Source organism: Microbacterium hydrocarbonoxydans, from assembly GCF_011752045.1.
Classification (GTDB): Bacteria; Actinomycetota; Actinomycetes; order Actinomycetales; family Microbacteriaceae; genus Microbacterium.
On the sequence record NZ_JAAKXW010000003.1, the window covers coordinates 549,807 to 565,365 of the forward strand.

15 protein-coding genes are annotated in these 15,559 nt (G+C 67.5%); 10 read left to right on the plus strand and 5 right to left on the minus strand.

Annotation, left to right across the window (positions count from 1 at the left end; all coding sequences use genetic code 11):
- Positions 1 to 146: 146 nt before the first annotated feature.
- On the minus strand, positions 147 to 1,622 hold the full coding sequence (gene dnaA, locus G6G98_RS13605; protein ID WP_432207076.1) for a chromosomal replication initiator protein DnaA: 1,476 nt from the start codon (positions 1,620 to 1,622) through the stop codon (positions 147 to 149).
- A gap of 237 nt (positions 1,623 to 1,859) precedes the next feature.
- On the opposite strand from dnaA, the gene rpmH reads away from it, so the two are divergent.
- From rpmH to G6G98_RS13655, 10 genes are all read left to right on the plus strand, one after another.
- Positions 1,860 to 1,997, plus strand: coding sequence for a 50S ribosomal protein L34 (gene rpmH, locus G6G98_RS13610; protein ID WP_022879826.1), 138 nt, complete (start codon positions 1,860 to 1,862; stop codon positions 1,995 to 1,997).
- Between the two features lie 7 nt (positions 1,998 to 2,004).
- Positions 2,005 to 2,349 carry a ribonuclease P protein component gene (gene rnpA, locus G6G98_RS13615; RefSeq protein WP_084788459.1) on the plus strand — a complete coding sequence of 115 codons (345 nt, stop codon included), beginning with the start codon at positions 2,005 to 2,007 and terminating at the stop codon, positions 2,347 to 2,349.
- Complete coding sequence (gene yidD, locus G6G98_RS13620) at positions 2,346 to 2,696, plus strand: membrane protein insertion efficiency factor YidD (protein ID WP_164233991.1); 351 nt, start codon at positions 2,346 to 2,348, stop codon at positions 2,694 to 2,696. The genes rnpA and yidD overlap by 4 nt, the downstream gene beginning before the upstream one ends.
- Positions 2,697 to 2,699: 3 nt before the next feature.
- Positions 2,700 to 3,767, plus strand: coding sequence for a membrane protein insertase YidC (yidC, locus tag G6G98_RS13625; protein WP_067357052.1), 1,068 nt, complete (start codon positions 2,700 to 2,702; stop codon positions 3,765 to 3,767).
- On the plus strand, positions 3,764 to 4,255 hold the full coding sequence (locus G6G98_RS13630) for a protein jag (RefSeq protein ID WP_067357055.1): 492 nt from the start codon (positions 3,764 to 3,766) through the stop codon (positions 4,253 to 4,255). The genes yidC and G6G98_RS13630 overlap by 4 nt, the downstream gene beginning before the upstream one ends.
- A gap of 34 nt (positions 4,256 to 4,289) precedes the next feature.
- Positions 4,290 to 4,913 carry a 16S rRNA (guanine(527)-N(7))-methyltransferase RsmG gene (rsmG, locus tag G6G98_RS13635; RefSeq protein ID WP_164233990.1) on the plus strand — a complete coding sequence of 208 codons (624 nt, stop codon included), beginning with the start codon at positions 4,290 to 4,292 and terminating at the stop codon, positions 4,911 to 4,913.
- A 1,411-nt stretch (positions 4,914 to 6,324) separates the two neighbouring features.
- Complete coding sequence (locus G6G98_RS13640) at positions 6,325 to 7,245, plus strand: ParA family protein (RefSeq protein WP_164233989.1); 921 nt, start codon at positions 6,325 to 6,327, stop codon at positions 7,243 to 7,245.
- Positions 7,245 to 8,222, plus strand: a complete 978-nt coding sequence (locus G6G98_RS13645; protein ID WP_084788460.1) for a ParB/RepB/Spo0J family partition protein — start codon at positions 7,245 to 7,247, stop codon at positions 8,220 to 8,222. The genes G6G98_RS13640 and G6G98_RS13645 overlap by 1 nt, the downstream gene beginning before the upstream one ends.
- A 125-nt stretch (positions 8,223 to 8,347) precedes the next feature.
- Entirely contained in the window at positions 8,348 to 9,808 is a 1,461-nt protein-coding gene (locus G6G98_RS13650) for a sugar porter family MFS transporter (protein WP_164233988.1), read from the plus strand.
- A gap of 60 nt (positions 9,809 to 9,868) precedes the next feature.
- Positions 9,869 to 10,198 carry a tryptophan synthase subunit alpha gene (locus G6G98_RS13655; protein ID WP_164233987.1) on the plus strand — a complete coding sequence of 110 codons (330 nt, stop codon included), beginning with the start codon at positions 9,869 to 9,871 and terminating at the stop codon, positions 10,196 to 10,198.
- 165 nt (positions 10,199 to 10,363) lie between these two features.
- On the opposite strand, the gene trxA is transcribed toward G6G98_RS13655, so the two are convergent.
- The 4 genes from trxA to G6G98_RS13675 all read right to left on the minus strand — a co-directional run bounded on the left by trxA (position 10,364) and on the right by G6G98_RS13675 (position 15,542).
- On the minus strand, positions 10,364 to 10,687 hold the full coding sequence (trxA, locus tag G6G98_RS13660; protein WP_067357070.1) for a thioredoxin: 324 nt from the start codon (positions 10,685 to 10,687) through the stop codon (positions 10,364 to 10,366).
- Positions 10,688 to 10,754: 67 nt separating this feature from the next.
- Positions 10,755 to 11,729, minus strand: coding sequence for a thioredoxin-disulfide reductase (trxB, locus tag G6G98_RS13665; RefSeq protein WP_067357073.1), 975 nt, complete (start codon positions 11,727 to 11,729; stop codon positions 10,755 to 10,757).
- An 86-nt stretch (positions 11,730 to 11,815) separates the two neighbouring features.
- Positions 11,816 to 13,432 carry a murein biosynthesis integral membrane protein MurJ gene (murJ, locus tag G6G98_RS13670; protein ID WP_164233986.1) on the minus strand — a complete coding sequence of 539 codons (1,617 nt, stop codon included), beginning with the start codon at positions 13,430 to 13,432 and terminating at the stop codon, positions 11,816 to 11,818.
- Positions 13,425 to 15,542, minus strand: coding sequence for a DUF6049 family protein (locus tag G6G98_RS13675; RefSeq protein WP_164233985.1), 2,118 nt, complete (start codon positions 15,540 to 15,542; stop codon positions 13,425 to 13,427). The genes murJ and G6G98_RS13675 overlap by 8 nt, the downstream gene beginning before the upstream one ends.
- Positions 15,543 to 15,559: the final 17 nt, after the last annotated feature.

Below are 15,559 nucleotides of genomic sequence, written 5' to 3' on the forward strand. Positions count from 1 at the left end.
GACCGGATCCGGATTCATCCACAAGTTATCCACATGTGCAAAGTGGCATTTACCGGATGCCTCCGAGACGGGTCAAGTCAGCCGAAAGGGGGACACGGCCCCCGAACGGATGCCGTGTCCCCCTTCCAAGGAGACGAGAAGCGCGGTCAGCGACGACCCAGCTGTGTGGTGATCTCGGTGACCTGGTTGTAGATCGACCGGCGCTCCTTCATGAGCTCGCTGATCTTCTTGTACGCGTACATGACCGTGGTGTGGTCGCGGTTGCCGAACAGCTGGCCGATCTTCGGGAGGGAGAGGCTCGTCCGCTCCCGGCACAGGTACATGGCGATCTGCCTTGCCGTGGCGATCTGCTGCGACCGGCTCGATCCGTAGAGGTCGTCGACGGTGAGCTTGAAGTACTGCGCCGTCGCCGTGATGATGTCGGTCGGCGAGATGATGTTGTCCTCGGCCGTGTCGATGATGTCGCGCAGCACCGTCTGGGCGAGGGAGATGTCCAGCGCCGACCTGTTGAGGCTGGCGAAGGCGGACACCCGGATGAGAGCACCCTCGAGTTCGCGGATGTTCGACGAGACCACGGTCGCGATGTACTCGAGCACCTCGTCGGGGATGTGCAGCGACTCGCTCTGCGCCTTCTTGCGGAGGATCGCGATGCGGGTCTCCAGGTCGGGGGCCTGCACATCGGTGATCAGGCCCCACTCGAACCGGCTCCGCATCCGGTCTTCGAAGCCGGTGAGCAGCTTCGGCGCCACATCGCTGGTGATCACGACCTGCTTGTTGTGGTCGTGCAGCGTGTTGAAGGTGTGGAAGAACGCCTCCTGCGTCTCCGCGCGTCCCTGGAGGAACTGGATGTCGTCGATGAGGAGGATGTCGACCTCGCGGTATCGCGCCTGGAAGGCGGCGCCGCGGTTGTTCGCGATCGAGTTGATGAAGTCGTTCGTGAACTCCTCGCTGGAGACGTACCGCACCTTCACCCCGGCGTAGAGGGACTGCGCGTAGTCGCCGATCGCGTGGAGGAGGTGCGTCTTCCCGAGTCCGGAGTCGCCGTAGATGAAGAGCGGGTTGTACGCCTTCGCCGGCGCCTCGGCCACCGCGACCGCAGCGGCGTGCGCGAAGCGGTTGGACTGACCGATGACGAAGTTGTCGAAGGTGTACTTCGGGTTCAGCCGCGATTCATGCCGGATCGGGGTCGGCTGCTGCTCCATCGGGGATTCCGTGCGGGACTGATCCTGGCGGCCGAAGTCGGGAACGGCGATCGGGGAGTTCGGCTGCTCGGCGAGCTCGTGGTTGACGACGACGCGATAGGAGGTGACCTCGTCGCCGACGTGGGACAGCGCCTCCATGATCGGCAGGCGCAGGCGCTTGTTGATCTGCGCGGCCGTCAGGTCGTTGGGCACCTCGAGGTAGAGCGTCGCCGCCATGACGCCGGCCGGGACGGCGAGGCTCAGGAAGCCCTGGAGCTGCGGGGTGACGCGGTCGTCCGCCTCGAGCAGCTCCTGCACCGTGGTCCAGATCGGAACGTCGGGCTGGGCAGGTGAGGACATGACGCTCCGGGCGGGGGATCGCGGAGGGCCGCCGTGGAACACGTCCCCCCTGTGGATAACTTCGGATGCCACGGTAGTCATCCCGGCTGTGAACGGCAACCTGCCCTTGAAAATCCGCGCGCGTGTTGTACGCGCGACGGGGGATGAGGTTGTGGATAATGGCTGTGCGGTAAGCGGCGGAGAGAGCACCGGGCAGCGCGCAGATTTGCTCTGCGCGCCGGCAGGACGTACCCTTAATCGGTTGACTTATGCCTGAACGGCAGTTCCCTATGTCTCCGGTCGAAATGGTTCCGGTGGCAGCATTCCCGGAGTGATTCCATGAGCAAGCGCACCTTCCAGCCCAACAACCGTCGTCGCGCCAAGAAGCACGGCTTCCGCGCCCGTATGCGCACCCGCGCCGGCCGCGCCATCCTCTCGGCACGCCGCGCGAAGGGCCGCACCGAGCTCTCCGCGTAATTCCGCTGTGCTCGCCCGCCCGTTCCGGCTGACCCGCGGGAGCGACTATCGACTGGTCGTTCGACGCGGTTCGCGGTGTGGAGGGGCGCGCGTCGTCACCTCGATGCTGACGACGGGCGAGAGCAGAGCCGCGAGGTTCGGATTCATCATCAGCAAGCAGGTGGGTGGCGCCGTGGTGCGCAACACCGTCCGCCGGCGGCTCAAAGCCGTCTGTGCGGAGGCGCTGCCGCGGGTTCCCGAGGGCACGGATGTCGTCATCCGTGCCCTTCCTGCATCCGCGACGGCGACCTACGCCGAGCTCAGCGCCGATGTGAACCGGTGTCTCGGTCGTCTGACGCGGGTCTCGCCGTGACCGCGCTCCCCGCTTCGTCGGTGGGAACGGCCCGGCTGCACGGGGAGGATCTCCTCCGAAGCATCCCGCTGATCCCGCGGAATCTGGTGCTGGGCTTCCTGGCCGGGTACCGCCGGGTGATCTCCCCGATGTACGGAGACGTCTGCGCGTACTACCCCTCCTGTTCCGCCTACGCTGTAGGTGCGGTGCAGCAGCACGGCGCCGTGCGGGGCGCGCTGCTCTCGGCATGGCGCATCCTGCGCTGCAATCCCTGGACTCGAGGCGGCGTCGACGACGTCCGCCCGCATGAACATTTCCGCTACGACCTGACCGCACACGGTTTCGTCGTCCCTGCCCGAAAGGACTGATCGGTGGGTCTTGACCTTCTGTTCGCTGAAACCACGCCGTCTCCCGACGCTGGCGGTGGTTTCGACCTGATCGGGACCATCCTCTGGCCTCTCAAGTGGCTGGTCGAGCTCGTGCTCGTCGCCTGGCATTGGCTGCTCACCACGGTGGGGATGCCGGCGGCATCCGGCCTGACCTGGGTGCTGTCCATCGTCGGCCTTGTCATCGTCGTGCGCGCGGCACTGATCCCGCTCTTCGTGAAGCAGATCAAGAGCCAGCGCAAGATGATGGAAATTGCTCCTGAACTGCGAAAAGTCCAGGAGAAGTACCGCGGCAAGAAGGATCAGCTCAGCCGTGAGGCGATGAGCCGAGAGACCATGGCGCTGTACAAGAAGCACGGCACCACACCCATGTCGAGCTGTCTGCCGCTTCTCGTCCAGATGCCGGTGTTCTTCTCGCTCTACAGCGTGCTCAGCGATGTGAGCAAGCATGCCAGGGACGGTATCGGAGGCGTCGGCTTCCTGACGCCCGAGCTCACCAAGGAGTTCTACGACGCCAAGCTGTTCGGCGTCGCCTCCCTGCACCAGACCCTCGGTGACGCGGTCGACGCTCAGAACATGACGGCGATCATCATCCTGGTCACGCTCGTCGTGCTCATGATCGCCTCGCAGTTCATCACCCAGCTGCAGATCATCTCGAAGAACCTGTCGCCGGAGGCCAAGACCGGTCAGGCGTACCAGATGCAGAAGATCATGCTCTACGTCCTGCCCCTGGGCTTCATCTTCTCCGGTGTGTTCTTCCCGCTCGGCGTCGTCATCTACTGGTTCATCTCCAACCTGTGGACCATGGGCCAGCAGTTCCTGGTCATCCGTGAGATGCCCACTCCGGGTTCCGAAGCGGCCAAGGCTCGTGAAGAGCGACTGGCTCGCAAGGGCAAGGCGATCAGCGCCTCGGGCAAGGTCGTTCCGATGTCCGTCTACGAGGCGGAGCAGCAGCGCCTGGTCGAAGAGGTCGAGAAGGCGAAGGCTGAGGCACCGAAGCGTCAGCAGCCGGTGGGCAAGAAGCGTGCGAAGAAGAAGGGCGGCGCGGCATGAGCGAGCACATCACGGAGACCGCCGAGCCGACGGTCGCTCAGCTGGAGCACGAGGGGGATGTCGCTGCCGACTACCTCGAGGAACTGCTGGACATCGCGGACATCGACGGAGATCTGAACCTCGACGTCCGACAGGGCCGTGCGTACGTGTCGGTCGAGGCGGAGGGGGACTCCCTCGCGCTTCTCTCCGCGCCGGACACGGTCCAGGCGCTGCAGGAGCTCACCCGCCTGGCGGTGCAGAACAAGACCGGTTCGTTCTCGCGACTCATCCTCGACATCGGCGGCTCGCGGGACGCCCGGCGCCGGCAGCTTGAGACCCTGGTGAACGCGGCGGCGAGCAAGCTCGATGAAGGAGCCTCGCAGGCGTCTCTGCCTGCGATGTCCAGCTACGAGCGCAAGCTCGTGCACGACATCGCCGCGGAGCGTGGTCTCGTCTCCGAGTCCTACGGCGAGGGTGCGGACCGTCACACCGTCCTGCGTCGCCGCTGACGTTTCACGTGAAACATTCGTGGAAGGGATGTTCATGAGCCCTGTCGAACCCGAACCGGAGAACGCTGCGGAACTCTTCGGCGACCGTATCGATGTCGCCCGCGCGTTCACCGCGGCTCTCGCGGATCAGGGTGAGGAGCGCGGGCTGATCGGTCCGCTCGAACTGCCGCGGCTCTGGACACGTCACATCCTCAACAGCGTCATCGCGGCACCCCTGTTCCACGGCTCCGTCGCGGACATCGGCTCTGGCGCAGGGCTGCCCGGACTGGTCCTCGCGATCGCCCGACCCGATGTGCAGTGGACCCTCATCGAGCCGATGGAGCGCCGCGTCACCTGGCTCAATGAACAGGTGTCCTCGCTCGGCCTGTCGAACGTCGAGGTTCTCCGTGCGCGCGCCGAAGAGGTGCGTCGGCCGGAGGGATTCGACGTGGTCACCGCTCGCGCGGTCAGCGCACTGCGCACACTGATTCCGATCACCGCGCCGCTCGTCCGCGATGGGGGAGAGCTCACCCTCCTCAAGGGCATGAACGCGGCGAACGAGATCGACGCGGCGCAGAAGCAGATCAAGAAGTTCCGGCTGTCGGATGTGCGCGTCGAGGTTCTCGGTGAGGGAGTCCTGCCGGAGACGACCCGGGTGGTTCGGGCCACGGTGCGGTAGTTCCGCCTACGGAGTGTTTCACGTGAAACATTCGTGGGTGTGGGGGGCAGCGTCGTGCTTCGCTCGACGGCTGCGGTTCTAGGGATTCTGCGGTGGCGGGCTCCGGGATGCTCCTCCTCATTCGCAGAGCAGGTTCCCTCCCGCTCCGCGGGTCCCTCCCGATGCTCATTCGGAGGACATCCCTGCGCCCTGACATCCCGAGCATCATGATGCTCTTCGGTGATCAGTGACTGCACCCTCCTCTCTTGGAGATATGGGTAGGGCAGCGTCTCGCTGCGCTCGACGACTGCGTGCGTAGACACGCAGACGTTGCGTGGGTAACCCTCGCTTTTGAAGCACTGAGTGCGGGCATTCTGGGAAGGTCGGGCTTTGAGTGAGGGGAGGAGCGAGGAACGCCCCGGGGGTGATGTGTTTCACGTGAAACATTGAGGCATTGGGCTCGATGCTCGTTGGTATGCGACCGCAGTAGAGATCATGGTGCGGCTGGCGGGCCGGTGCTGAATGTGGGTGTGGGGGAGAGGGGATCGTGTTTCACGTGAAACATCGGCAGGATGAGTGCCGTGGAGTATCTGAAGATCGCTGTCCCTGCGGGCCTCTGGACACGAGTGGACAGCTGTGTCGACAACACGATGGCGACCGATGTCGTTGAGCTGAATATGGAGTCCGTGATCAACGGTGCCTGTGTGCGAGATGTGGGCTGGAGAGCATCGGCTGCTTTCGACGGTGAACGCGATGAATGGGGCCTGCCTCCCCTGGACCATCTGCTCCCGGTCGTCCTTCAGCGTTCCCACTGGGAGTGGACCATCGAACAGCTGGACAGATGGATGATGTACGAGAGTGACAAGACGCTGGTCCGCGCGCGACCACGTCCTCAACGCCCTCCGCTCACTCTGACTCCACGCGAATCTTCCCCGGTCGTATCCCTCGAAAGACGCGAGGAGAGTCATACCGTCGGGCACTCCATCGCCTCACATGCCGACCCGTCAGGCGCCTGGGCACACGAGGGCACCGCAAGTCCATGTTTCACGTGAAACATGACACCGTGGGCCGACTCGCCTCCTCCGGCCCACCCAACGACCACGAGCTGTTCGCACGCAGTCGTCGAGCGCAGCGAGACGCTGCCCACCCATACTTCCAAGGGAGGGTGTAGTCACTGATCACCGAAGAGCATCATGATGCTCGGGATGTCAGGGCGCAGGGATGTCCTCCGAATGAGCATCGGGAGGGGCCCGCGGAGCGGGAGGGAACCCGCTCTGCGAATGAGGAGGAGCATCCCGGAGCCCGTCACCGAGATTCCCTGGAAACCGCAGCCGTCGAGCGAAGCACGACGATCCCCCCGATCGCCACCCACTCACCGCTCAGCAACGTCCTCAACAGCGATTAGAGTGGAACACGGCCCCGAAAGGAGTGGATGTTTCACGTGAAACAGTCCGAAAAGGCATCACCGAACACCTTCGGGATGGACACACCCCTCGCACGGGAGCTCGCAGACCTCTCCGCCCGCCGAAAAGTGCTGGAGTCGGTCACCGTGGAGTTCTCCGGCGAGACCCGGGTGCTGACCGTCTCCAACCAGAAGGGCGGGGTCGGCAAGACGACGACGGCGGTGAACATCGCCTCGGCCCTCGCCTCCCTCGGCGCCAAGGTGCTGGTCATCGACCTCGACCCGCAGGGGAACGCATCGACAGCGCTGGGAGTTCCGCACAGCGGTGACATCCCCAGCGTCTACGACGTGCTGATCGAGGAGTTCCCCCTCGCGGACATCGTGCAGCAGAGCCCGGAGAGCGAGAATCTCTTCTGCGCGCCGAGCACCATCCACCTCGCCGGCGCCGAGATCGAGCTCGTGGCGCAGGTCGCCCGCGAGCACCGGCTCCGTCGGGCGCTGCTGGACTACCTCGAGACCTACCCGATGGACTTCGTGATCATCGACTGCCCGCCGTCGCTGGGGCTCCTCACGATCAACGCCTTCACGGCGGCATCCGAGGTGTTCATCCCGATCCAATGCGAGTACTACGCACTGGAGGGGTTGAGCCAGCTGCTCGGCAGCATCCAGATGATCCAGAAGCACCTGAATCCCGCACTTCACCTGTCGACGATCCTGCTGACGATGTACGACGGTCGGACCCGTCTCGCGCAGCAGGTCGCCGACGAGGTCCGCAATCACTTCCCGACCCAGGTGCTGAACACCGTCATCCCGCGCTCGGTGCGGGTGTCGGAGGCGCCGAGTTTCGGGCAGACCGTGATCGCCTACGATGGGCAGTCGGCCGGCGCTGTCGCGTACCGCGAAGCCGCCGTCGAGATCGCGTCGCGTGCGACGCAGAGCAAGGAGAGATGATGGCCAAGCGCACAGGACTGGGCCGGGGGATCGGCGCCCTGATCCCGACGGCCGATCAGGCGGAGCGTCCCGTCGACGTGTTCTTCCCGGGGGCGAACCTCCGGCCGGTCCCGGACGGGCCCGCAGCCGAGACGACCGTCGCAGAGGAGGAGCCCGCACTCGAGAGCGTGCCCGGCATCCATCTCATCCAGGTCGATCCGCTCAAGATCGTGCCGAACCCGCGACAGCCGCGTACGCACTTCGACGCCGAGGACCTCGCTGAGCTGGTGCACAGCGTCCGCGAGTTCGGCGTCCTGCAGCCGGTCGTGGTCCGCAGGAACAACGACGGCGACTATGAGCTCATCATGGGTGAGCGCCGCACGCGCGCCGCTCGGGAAGCCGGGCTCGACCTCATCCCGGCGATCGTCCGCGACACCGCCGACGAGGACCTCCTTCGTGACGCGCTGCTCGAGAACCTGCACCGCTCGGAGCTGAACCCGCTGGAGGAGGCGTCGGCGTACCAGCAGCTGCTCGAGGACTTCGGCATCACGCAGGAGGAGCTGGCTACCCGGATCGGACGCTCCCGACCGCAGATCAGCAACACGATCCGTCTTCTCAAGCTGCCCGTCCCGGTGCAGCAGCGCGTCGCCGCCGGAGTGCTCACCGCCGGACACGCGCGCGCGATCCTCAGCCTTGAGACCCCCGAGGCCATGCAGCGTCTGGCCGACAAGGTCGTGAACGAGGACCTCTCGGTGCGTGCCACCGAGGTGGCGGCGAAGACCGAGCCGACCTCTCCCGGTCGCAGCGCGAAGGCGACTCCCGGTGCACGCCGCGCCTACCTCGACGAGGTGGCCGGCAAGCTCGGCGACCGGCTGAACACGCGGGTCCAGATCTCTCTCGGCGCTCGGAAAGGCCAGGTCAAGATCGATTTCGCATCGATCCAGGATCTCAATCGCATCCTCGGCGAGCTCGGCGAGGAGAGCTACGGCCGCGGCTGACGGCATCCGCTCGATCGAAGAACCGCGTGTCGCAGATCCCTGTGGCGCGCGGTTCTTCGTTGTGTCAGGGTGTTGACCACCGGCGTCTCGCCGATGGTCGACGAAGACTGATCGGAGGGGTGGCGATGGCCGGACACGGAGGGGCAGCAACCGAAGAGGAGTCGATCTTCGAAGAAGAAGGGGACTCGCGCAGCGCGGGGGTCATCCGGATCGCCGTCGTGGCGGCGCTGGGTGGATTCCTGTTCGGGTACGACAGCGCGGTGATCAACGGGGCGGTGGCCGCGGTCGAGAAGACATTCGAGGCGGACCCCATCGCGCTCGGGTTCGCCGTGGCATCCGCTCTCATCGGCGCCGCCGTCGGCGCACTGATGGCGGGCCGCATCGCCGACCGGGTCGGCAGGCTCGCCGTCATGAAGATCGCGGCGGTGCTGTTCCTCGCCTCGGCGATCGTCACCGGGCTGGCGCCCGATCTCTGGGTGCTCGTCGCCGGGCGCATCGTCGGCGGTCTCGGAGTCGGGATGGCGTCGGTGATCGCGCCGGCCTACATCGCCGAGATCGCTCCGGCGCGCATCCGCGGCCGGCTGGCGTCGCTGCAGCAGCTGGCGATCGTCACCGGCATCTTCGTCTCGCTGCTCGTGGACTTCCTCATCGCCACAGCGGCCGGTGGCTCCGCTGAGCCGTTCTGGTGGGGGCTGGACGCCTGGCAGTGGATGTTCCTCGCGATGGCCGTGCCCGCGATCGTCTACGGGGGACTGGCCCTCACGATCCCGGAGTCCCCGCGCTACCTGGTCGCCAACCACCGGGTGGAGGAGGCGAAGGCCGTCCTGTCGAAGCTGATGGGGCCGGACAAGATCGAGACGACCGTCATCCGCATCCGGGAGACCATGGAGCGCTCGACGAAGCCCTCCTGGGCCGATCTCAAGACTCCCGGCGGCAGGATCGCGGGCATCGTCTGGGTGGGTCTGCTGCTGTCCGTGTTCCAGCAGTTCGTCGGCATCAACGTGATCTTCTACTACTCGAACATCCTCTGGGAGGCCGTCGGCTTCGACGAGTCCCAGGCGTTCGTGATCACCGTCATCAGCGCGGTGATCAACATCCTCACGACGCTCATCGCGATCGCGACGATCGACCGGTTCGGTCGCAAGCCGCTGCTGCTCATCGGATCGATCGGCATGACGGTCACGCTCGCCACGATGGCCGTGATCTTCGGGACGGCCCCTGTCGTGGACGGCGCGCCCGTGCTCGACGGCGCATCCGGACCGATCGCCCTGATCGCGGCGAACCTGTTCGTGATCGCCTTCGGCATGTCGTGGGGACCCGTCGTCTGGGTGCTGCTCGGCGAGATGTTCCCGAACCGGATGCGCGCGGCGGCGCTGTCCCTCGCGGCGGCGGGGCAGTGGGTGGCGAACTGGGTCATCACGGTGTCGTTCCCCGGCCTCAAGGACCTGTCGCTCGGCCTCGCCTACGGCCTCTACGCGACGTTCGCTCTGCTGTCGCTGCTGTTCGTCTGGCGGTTCGTGCAGGAGACGAAGGGCAAGTCGCTGGAGGACATGACGGGGAGCGTCGCGGCGCCTGGCAGCCATTGAGCACAGAGCGGATGCCGAGGCGGTGGACCCCGGCATCCGCTCTGCACGTAGGCTGGAACCATGAGCGAGTCCGTTCCCCGCCGCGCCAGCCTCGAGGTGCTGCGCGCCGAGGCGGCCGACGAGCTCGCGGTGCTCATCCAGGAGCGCCTGCTCGGGGGAGAGGACCCCTGGGAGTTCATGGAGGAGCTGCCGAGCGTCGACGAGCTCGTCGTCTACCTGCTCCGCGCCGACAACATCGCTGCGAACGACGGGGTACGGCCGAACGAGGCCCGTCACTACCGGGTGCTGCGGCAGATCGCGCTCGAGTACCCGGAGCTCACGCCCGCGGTGTGGGGGCTACTCGACGAGAAGCAGCGGCACCGTCGCTGGGATCCGACCGTCGCCTCCTGAGCCCATGCCGCGGATGCTCGTCGGATCGGAACCTCGGACGCCAGGTCGAGAACCGCATCCGACCCGACCGGTGTCGGACAAGGGCTGAACGACGAAAGGGCCGTCACTTCCCCGGGAAGTGACGGCCCTTCGCTTCGCCGGGCTCGACGGCCCGCGGGAAGACGCTCAGCCGATGTAGGCGGCGAGATCCTGCTCGAGGGCGAACTTCGGCTTGGCGCCGATGATGGTCGTCTTGACCTCTCCGCCCTGGAAGACCTTCATCGCAGGGATGGAGGTGATCTGGTACTGCATCGCCAGCTGCGGGTTCTCGTCCACGTTCAGCTTGAGGATGGTGATCTTGTCGGGGTTGTCGGCCTGGATCTCGTCCAGCACGGGCGAGACCATGCGACACGGTCCGCACCACTCGGCCCAGAAGTCCACCAGCACGGGACCCTCGGCCTTCAGGACGTCCTGCTCCCAGGTCGCCTGGCTCGTCGCCTTTGCACTCATCAGAGTTTCTCCTTGATTCGAGGTTCGCCAGCTACAACAGCCGGCGGGAGGAAAGTGTTCCCCGTCGTCAGGCGGTGAGGATCTCCGCTGCCTCGGCGGCCGGGACCTCCACCGAGGCGTCTTCAAGATCCGCGAGGAAGTGCTCGGCGTCGAGGGCCGCGACGGTGCCGGAGCCGGCGGCGGTGATCGCCTGGCGGTAGGTCGGGTCGATGACGTCACCCGCGGCGAACACGCCGGGGACGGAGGTGCGCGAGGAGCGGCCGTCGACCCGGATGGTGCCCTCCGCCGTCAGCTCGAGCTTGTCGTGCACGAGGTGCGTGCGCGGGTCGTTGCCGATCGCGACGAACAGGCCGTCGAGAGGGAGGTCGCGCAGCGATCCGTCGACCGTGGAGCGCAGCTGCACGCCGGTCACCGCCGTGTCACCGAGGATCTCGGCGACCTCGGAGTTCCAGATGAACTCGATCTTCTCGTTCGCGAACGCGCGCTCCTGCATGATCTTCGAGGCGCGCAGGGTGTCCTTGCGGTGGATGACGTACACCTTCGACGCGAATCGGGTGAGGAAGGTCGCCTCCTCCATCGCCGAGTCGCCGCCGCCGACGACCGCGATGGTCTTCTCGCGGAAGAAGAAGCCGTCGCAGGTGGCGCACCAGGAGACGCCGTAGCCGGAGAGGCGCTCCTCGCCCTCGATGCCGAGCTTGCGGTAGGCGGAGCCGGTCGCGTAGATGAGAGTCCGGGCCTCGTGCGTCGCGCCGCTGCCGAGGGTGATCTTCTTGACGGGACCTGCGACGTCGAGCTCGGTGACGTCGTCGTAGACGACCTCGGTGCCGAACCTCTCGGCCTGCTCCTGGAACTTGGCCATCAGCTCCGGACCCTGGATGCCCTCGGGGAAGCCGGGGTAGTTCTCCACCTCGGTGGTGTTCATCAGCTCTCCGCCGACCTCGACCGAGCTCGCGATGAGCAGCGGCTTGAGGTTCGCCCGCGCCGCATAGATGGCGGCGGTGAAACCGGCGGGGCCGGAGCCGATGATGATGACCTGACGCATGTGCTCTCTCTCTTCCCTGAAAAGGGGTTCGGCTGCTTCAACCAATGGTAACCGCGGGCCATTCCCGCGCGACGGCCGGTGACGGATCAGCGTCCGGGGAGGAACCGCCGCACGAGGGCGCCGGCGACCGCGAGCTCGGGGGCGCGCAGGAGAGCGAGGATGCCGAGGTAGACGACGACCACGACGGCGGCGACGATCCCCGCGCCGACCGCCCCGAGAACCTGCCCGCTCATGGTCCAGCCCGACGCGCCCCCCAGGAGCAGGAAGACACCCCAGCCGGCGAGGCCTGCGGGGATGGCTGCGACGGCGAACCGCAGGATCGACCGCATCCAGGTGCGGATCTGCAGGCCGCCGATCTTGCGATGCAGCAGCCAGGTCGCGACGATCGTCTGCAGGATGCTGGCGATCGACTGCCCGAGCGCGATCGCCGCGGCGAGGGAGGTCAGCGGAAGCACGCCGGCCTCGAGCAGCGCCCACGCGCCGAGAGCCGTGGCGACGATCACCCCGCACTGGAAGATCGTGAACCAGAACGGCGTGCGGGTGTCGTCGTAGGCGTAGAAGGTGCGCTGCACGATGAACAGGATCGTCAGCGGCAGGAGCCCGAGCAGGTAGCAGAGCAGCACGAGAGCGGCCGCCTGCGCGTCATCGGCCGAACGGGTGAAGACGCGGGAGGCAGGGACCGCGGCGGCGGCGACGGCGGCGATCGAGGCCGCGATGAAGAAGAGCAGGGTGCGGATGCTGCGCGCGATGTCGGCGCGCACCTCGTCGTCGCGCCCGGCGTGGGCGTGCTCGCTGATCTGCGTGAAGTACGGGGTGCCGATGGACAGCACGATCACCGAGTACGGGAGCATGAAGATCAACCACGCGTTCGCCGTCACGGTCACCGAGGCGCCGGCGCCGGAGGCCTCGCTGACGATGAAGCCCTGCAGCACTCCTGCGGCGAGGCTGGCGAACGCCATCAGGAAGGTCCAGCCCGCGAGCCGGCCGACCTGGCCGAGCCCGACGCCGCGCCAGCGGAAGTCGGGCCGCAGGGAGATCCCGGTGCGTCGCCAGAACAGCAGGAGCACCAGGGCCTGCAGGGCGATTCCGCCCGTCGCGGTGGCACCGAGGACGGTGATCATCTCGGGCGTCCAATCGGCCGCCCGCGTCGACACCGGTCCGAAGAGCGCACCGAGGGCGAGGAAGCCCGCGATGGACACGATGTTGTTGATCACCGGCGCCCAGGTGAACGGTCCGAAGATGCGGCGGGCGTTCAGCGCCTCGCCGAGGAGCGCGTAGAGGCCGTAGAGGAGGATCTGCGGGAGGCACCAGTACGCCAGCGCGGTGGCCAGCGCGAGGACGTCCTCTTTCGCCCGCCCGGCGACGAGATGCACCAGCCAGGGGGCGGCGGCCGTCGCGAGGGCGGTCGTGACGACGAGGACCACGGTGCCCAGCGTGAACAGCTTCGAGATGAAGGCGCTGCCGCCGTCGGCATCCGCCGCCGCCTTGACGATCTGCGGCACGATCACGGCGGTGAGGACGCCCACCGAGATGAGCTGGAACACGCTGTTCGGCAGCTGATTGGCGAACGTGAACGCGTCGGCGGCCTGCGAGCTCACCGAGCCCAGGACCCCCACGAGCACGATGCTACGCAGGAGTCCGGTGAGTCGCGACACCATCGTGCCGGCGGCCAGGACGGCGCTCGCGCGCCCGAGGCTACCCATGCGACTCCTCGCCGGTCTCTTCGGCCGTCGCCCCGTCGGCATCCGCTTCCTGCCGCTTGCGGCGCACCGTGCGGTACACGCCCAGGCCGAGCAGGATCACGATGAGGCTGCCGAAGACGACCAGCCCGATGGTCTCCCACTCGGCGCGGACGGCGACTCGCACGACGTCGTTCGGCCCGATCGGCACGCCCGTGGAACTGGTCAGAGACAGGCGAAGGTCGACCTCGCCGCTCCCGACGCGCGCCGACACGGGCACCTTCACCCGGGTGTTCGTGTTACCCGGGATCACGGCCTCGGTCACGCGCTGCACGTCGAGACGGGGGTCGCTGGGGGAGACGTGCAGCAGCACCGTCACCGGCCAGGGAAGGTCGTTGCGGACCTGGAAGGGGAGGTCGGCGTTCGCCGTGAGCAGCTGGATGGTGCTGGACGGGGGGATGGCGACGGCGTCGAGGATCTCGCGCGTCTCCGCCTCGTCGGCCGCGACGAACGCGTCGAACTCGGCGTCCGACGGGCCGACGCCGATCGTGCGGAGCAGCTCGATGCGCTCCGGGCTCAGCAGGACCTGGGGATCCGTGAGGATGCTCGAGAAGCTGACGAGTGTGGTCTCGTCGGCGAGCAGCGACTGCAGGACGGCTGCGCGCGTGGTGTCCGGCTCGGAGGTGAGCGCGGCCTCTGTCGCCGGGGCGGCGCGCAGAGCGGACAGGCCGAAGCCCGGGCTGTCCGCCGCCTCGATCGCGTCGCGCAGCGCCTCCTCGGTGCGGCTGTCATCCCGGTCGAGCGCGACGAGGAGCGGAACAGCGGGGGCCGCCTGCTCGGAGAGGTACAGGTGGGCGACGGCTTCGGCGAGGGCCTGCTGGCGTCCGGCGGCGGAGACCGTGCCGGCGGCGTCGGAGAGAGCGGCCGACGCCGCGGCGTGCGCGATCAGCACGTCGTGCCCGCCGATCGTGGCGTGCCCGCCGGGCGGGCCGCTCACGGAGGAGGAAGGCAGGATCGTCGTGGCCTCCCCGCCGAGATAGCCGGCGAATGCCGTGAGGTTCTCGGTGGATACGTCCCCGCGAGGCCAGAGGATGCCGGTGGTCTCGCCGTCGACGGCGCGGAGCATCGCGTCGTCCGGGAGCTGCGGACCTGCGGTGGGGGCGGGCGAGGGGGTCGACGAGGGCTCCGGAGTGCCCTCCGGCGCCGCAGCGAACCGTGCCGGGTCGAGGAAGTTCGCGAGAGTCGTGGGCTGCAGCAGCTCGGGCAGTCCGGCCTGCGCCTGGGTGGCGGCATCCGCGTCGCCGAACTGCAGGGCGAAGCGCTCGTTCGGCAGTGCGTCGAAGCGGCTGAGCCACTCGACGGCGCTGGCGGGAGCCGCCGAGCCGAGCACCCTGATCGCCGCGGGGATCGACGGGTCGATCGCGATCACCGCGGAGGTGCCGGCGATCCCGTCCAGCTGCGCGGTGAGCGCGCCGTCGGCCGCGGTGAGGGCGGCGAGCTCCTCGGCACCGAGCAGGGCCGCCCCGTCGGCGGGCGTCGCGGTGATCGGGACGATCACGGCCACCGGCGTGGTGGACGCCGGCGAGACCACGAGGACGCTGGTGGCGGTGATGTCCCGGGAGGCGCGCTCGTCGGCATCACCGCCGGTCGTGTCGCTCAGGGTCGCGCGCAGCGGGTAGACGCCCGGCTGCAGGGCGGTCAGGGCCTCCTGCGGCACCGGGACGCTCGTCGACCCGGATCCGCCCGCGTCGATCGGCTCAGTGGTCTCGGAGCCGAGCGCATCGAAATCGCCGGTCGCCTCGCCGTCGCCGAGCCAGGCGGCCAGCGCCGTCTCGTCGGAGAGAGGCGAGTGTCCGATCTCGACGAGCACACGGCCGTCGGACAGATTCGTGGTGGTGTCGTTGCGCACCGTCACCGCGGCCGTGGTCGAGGAACCCGGAGCGACCGTGCCGGATGCGCCGGCGGAGACGAGCAGCTCGACCGCGCCGTCTTCGGCATCCCCTTCCGCCGCCATCGCGCCACTCGCGCCGATGCCGGTGCTCCACGCACTCAGAGCGATCGCGAAGACCACGGTCCCGCGGGTGAGGCGCTGCACGCGCGCGCGGAAACCGCTCTCGGGGGTGGTCACGGTCATCAGAAGTCTTCCTCGAA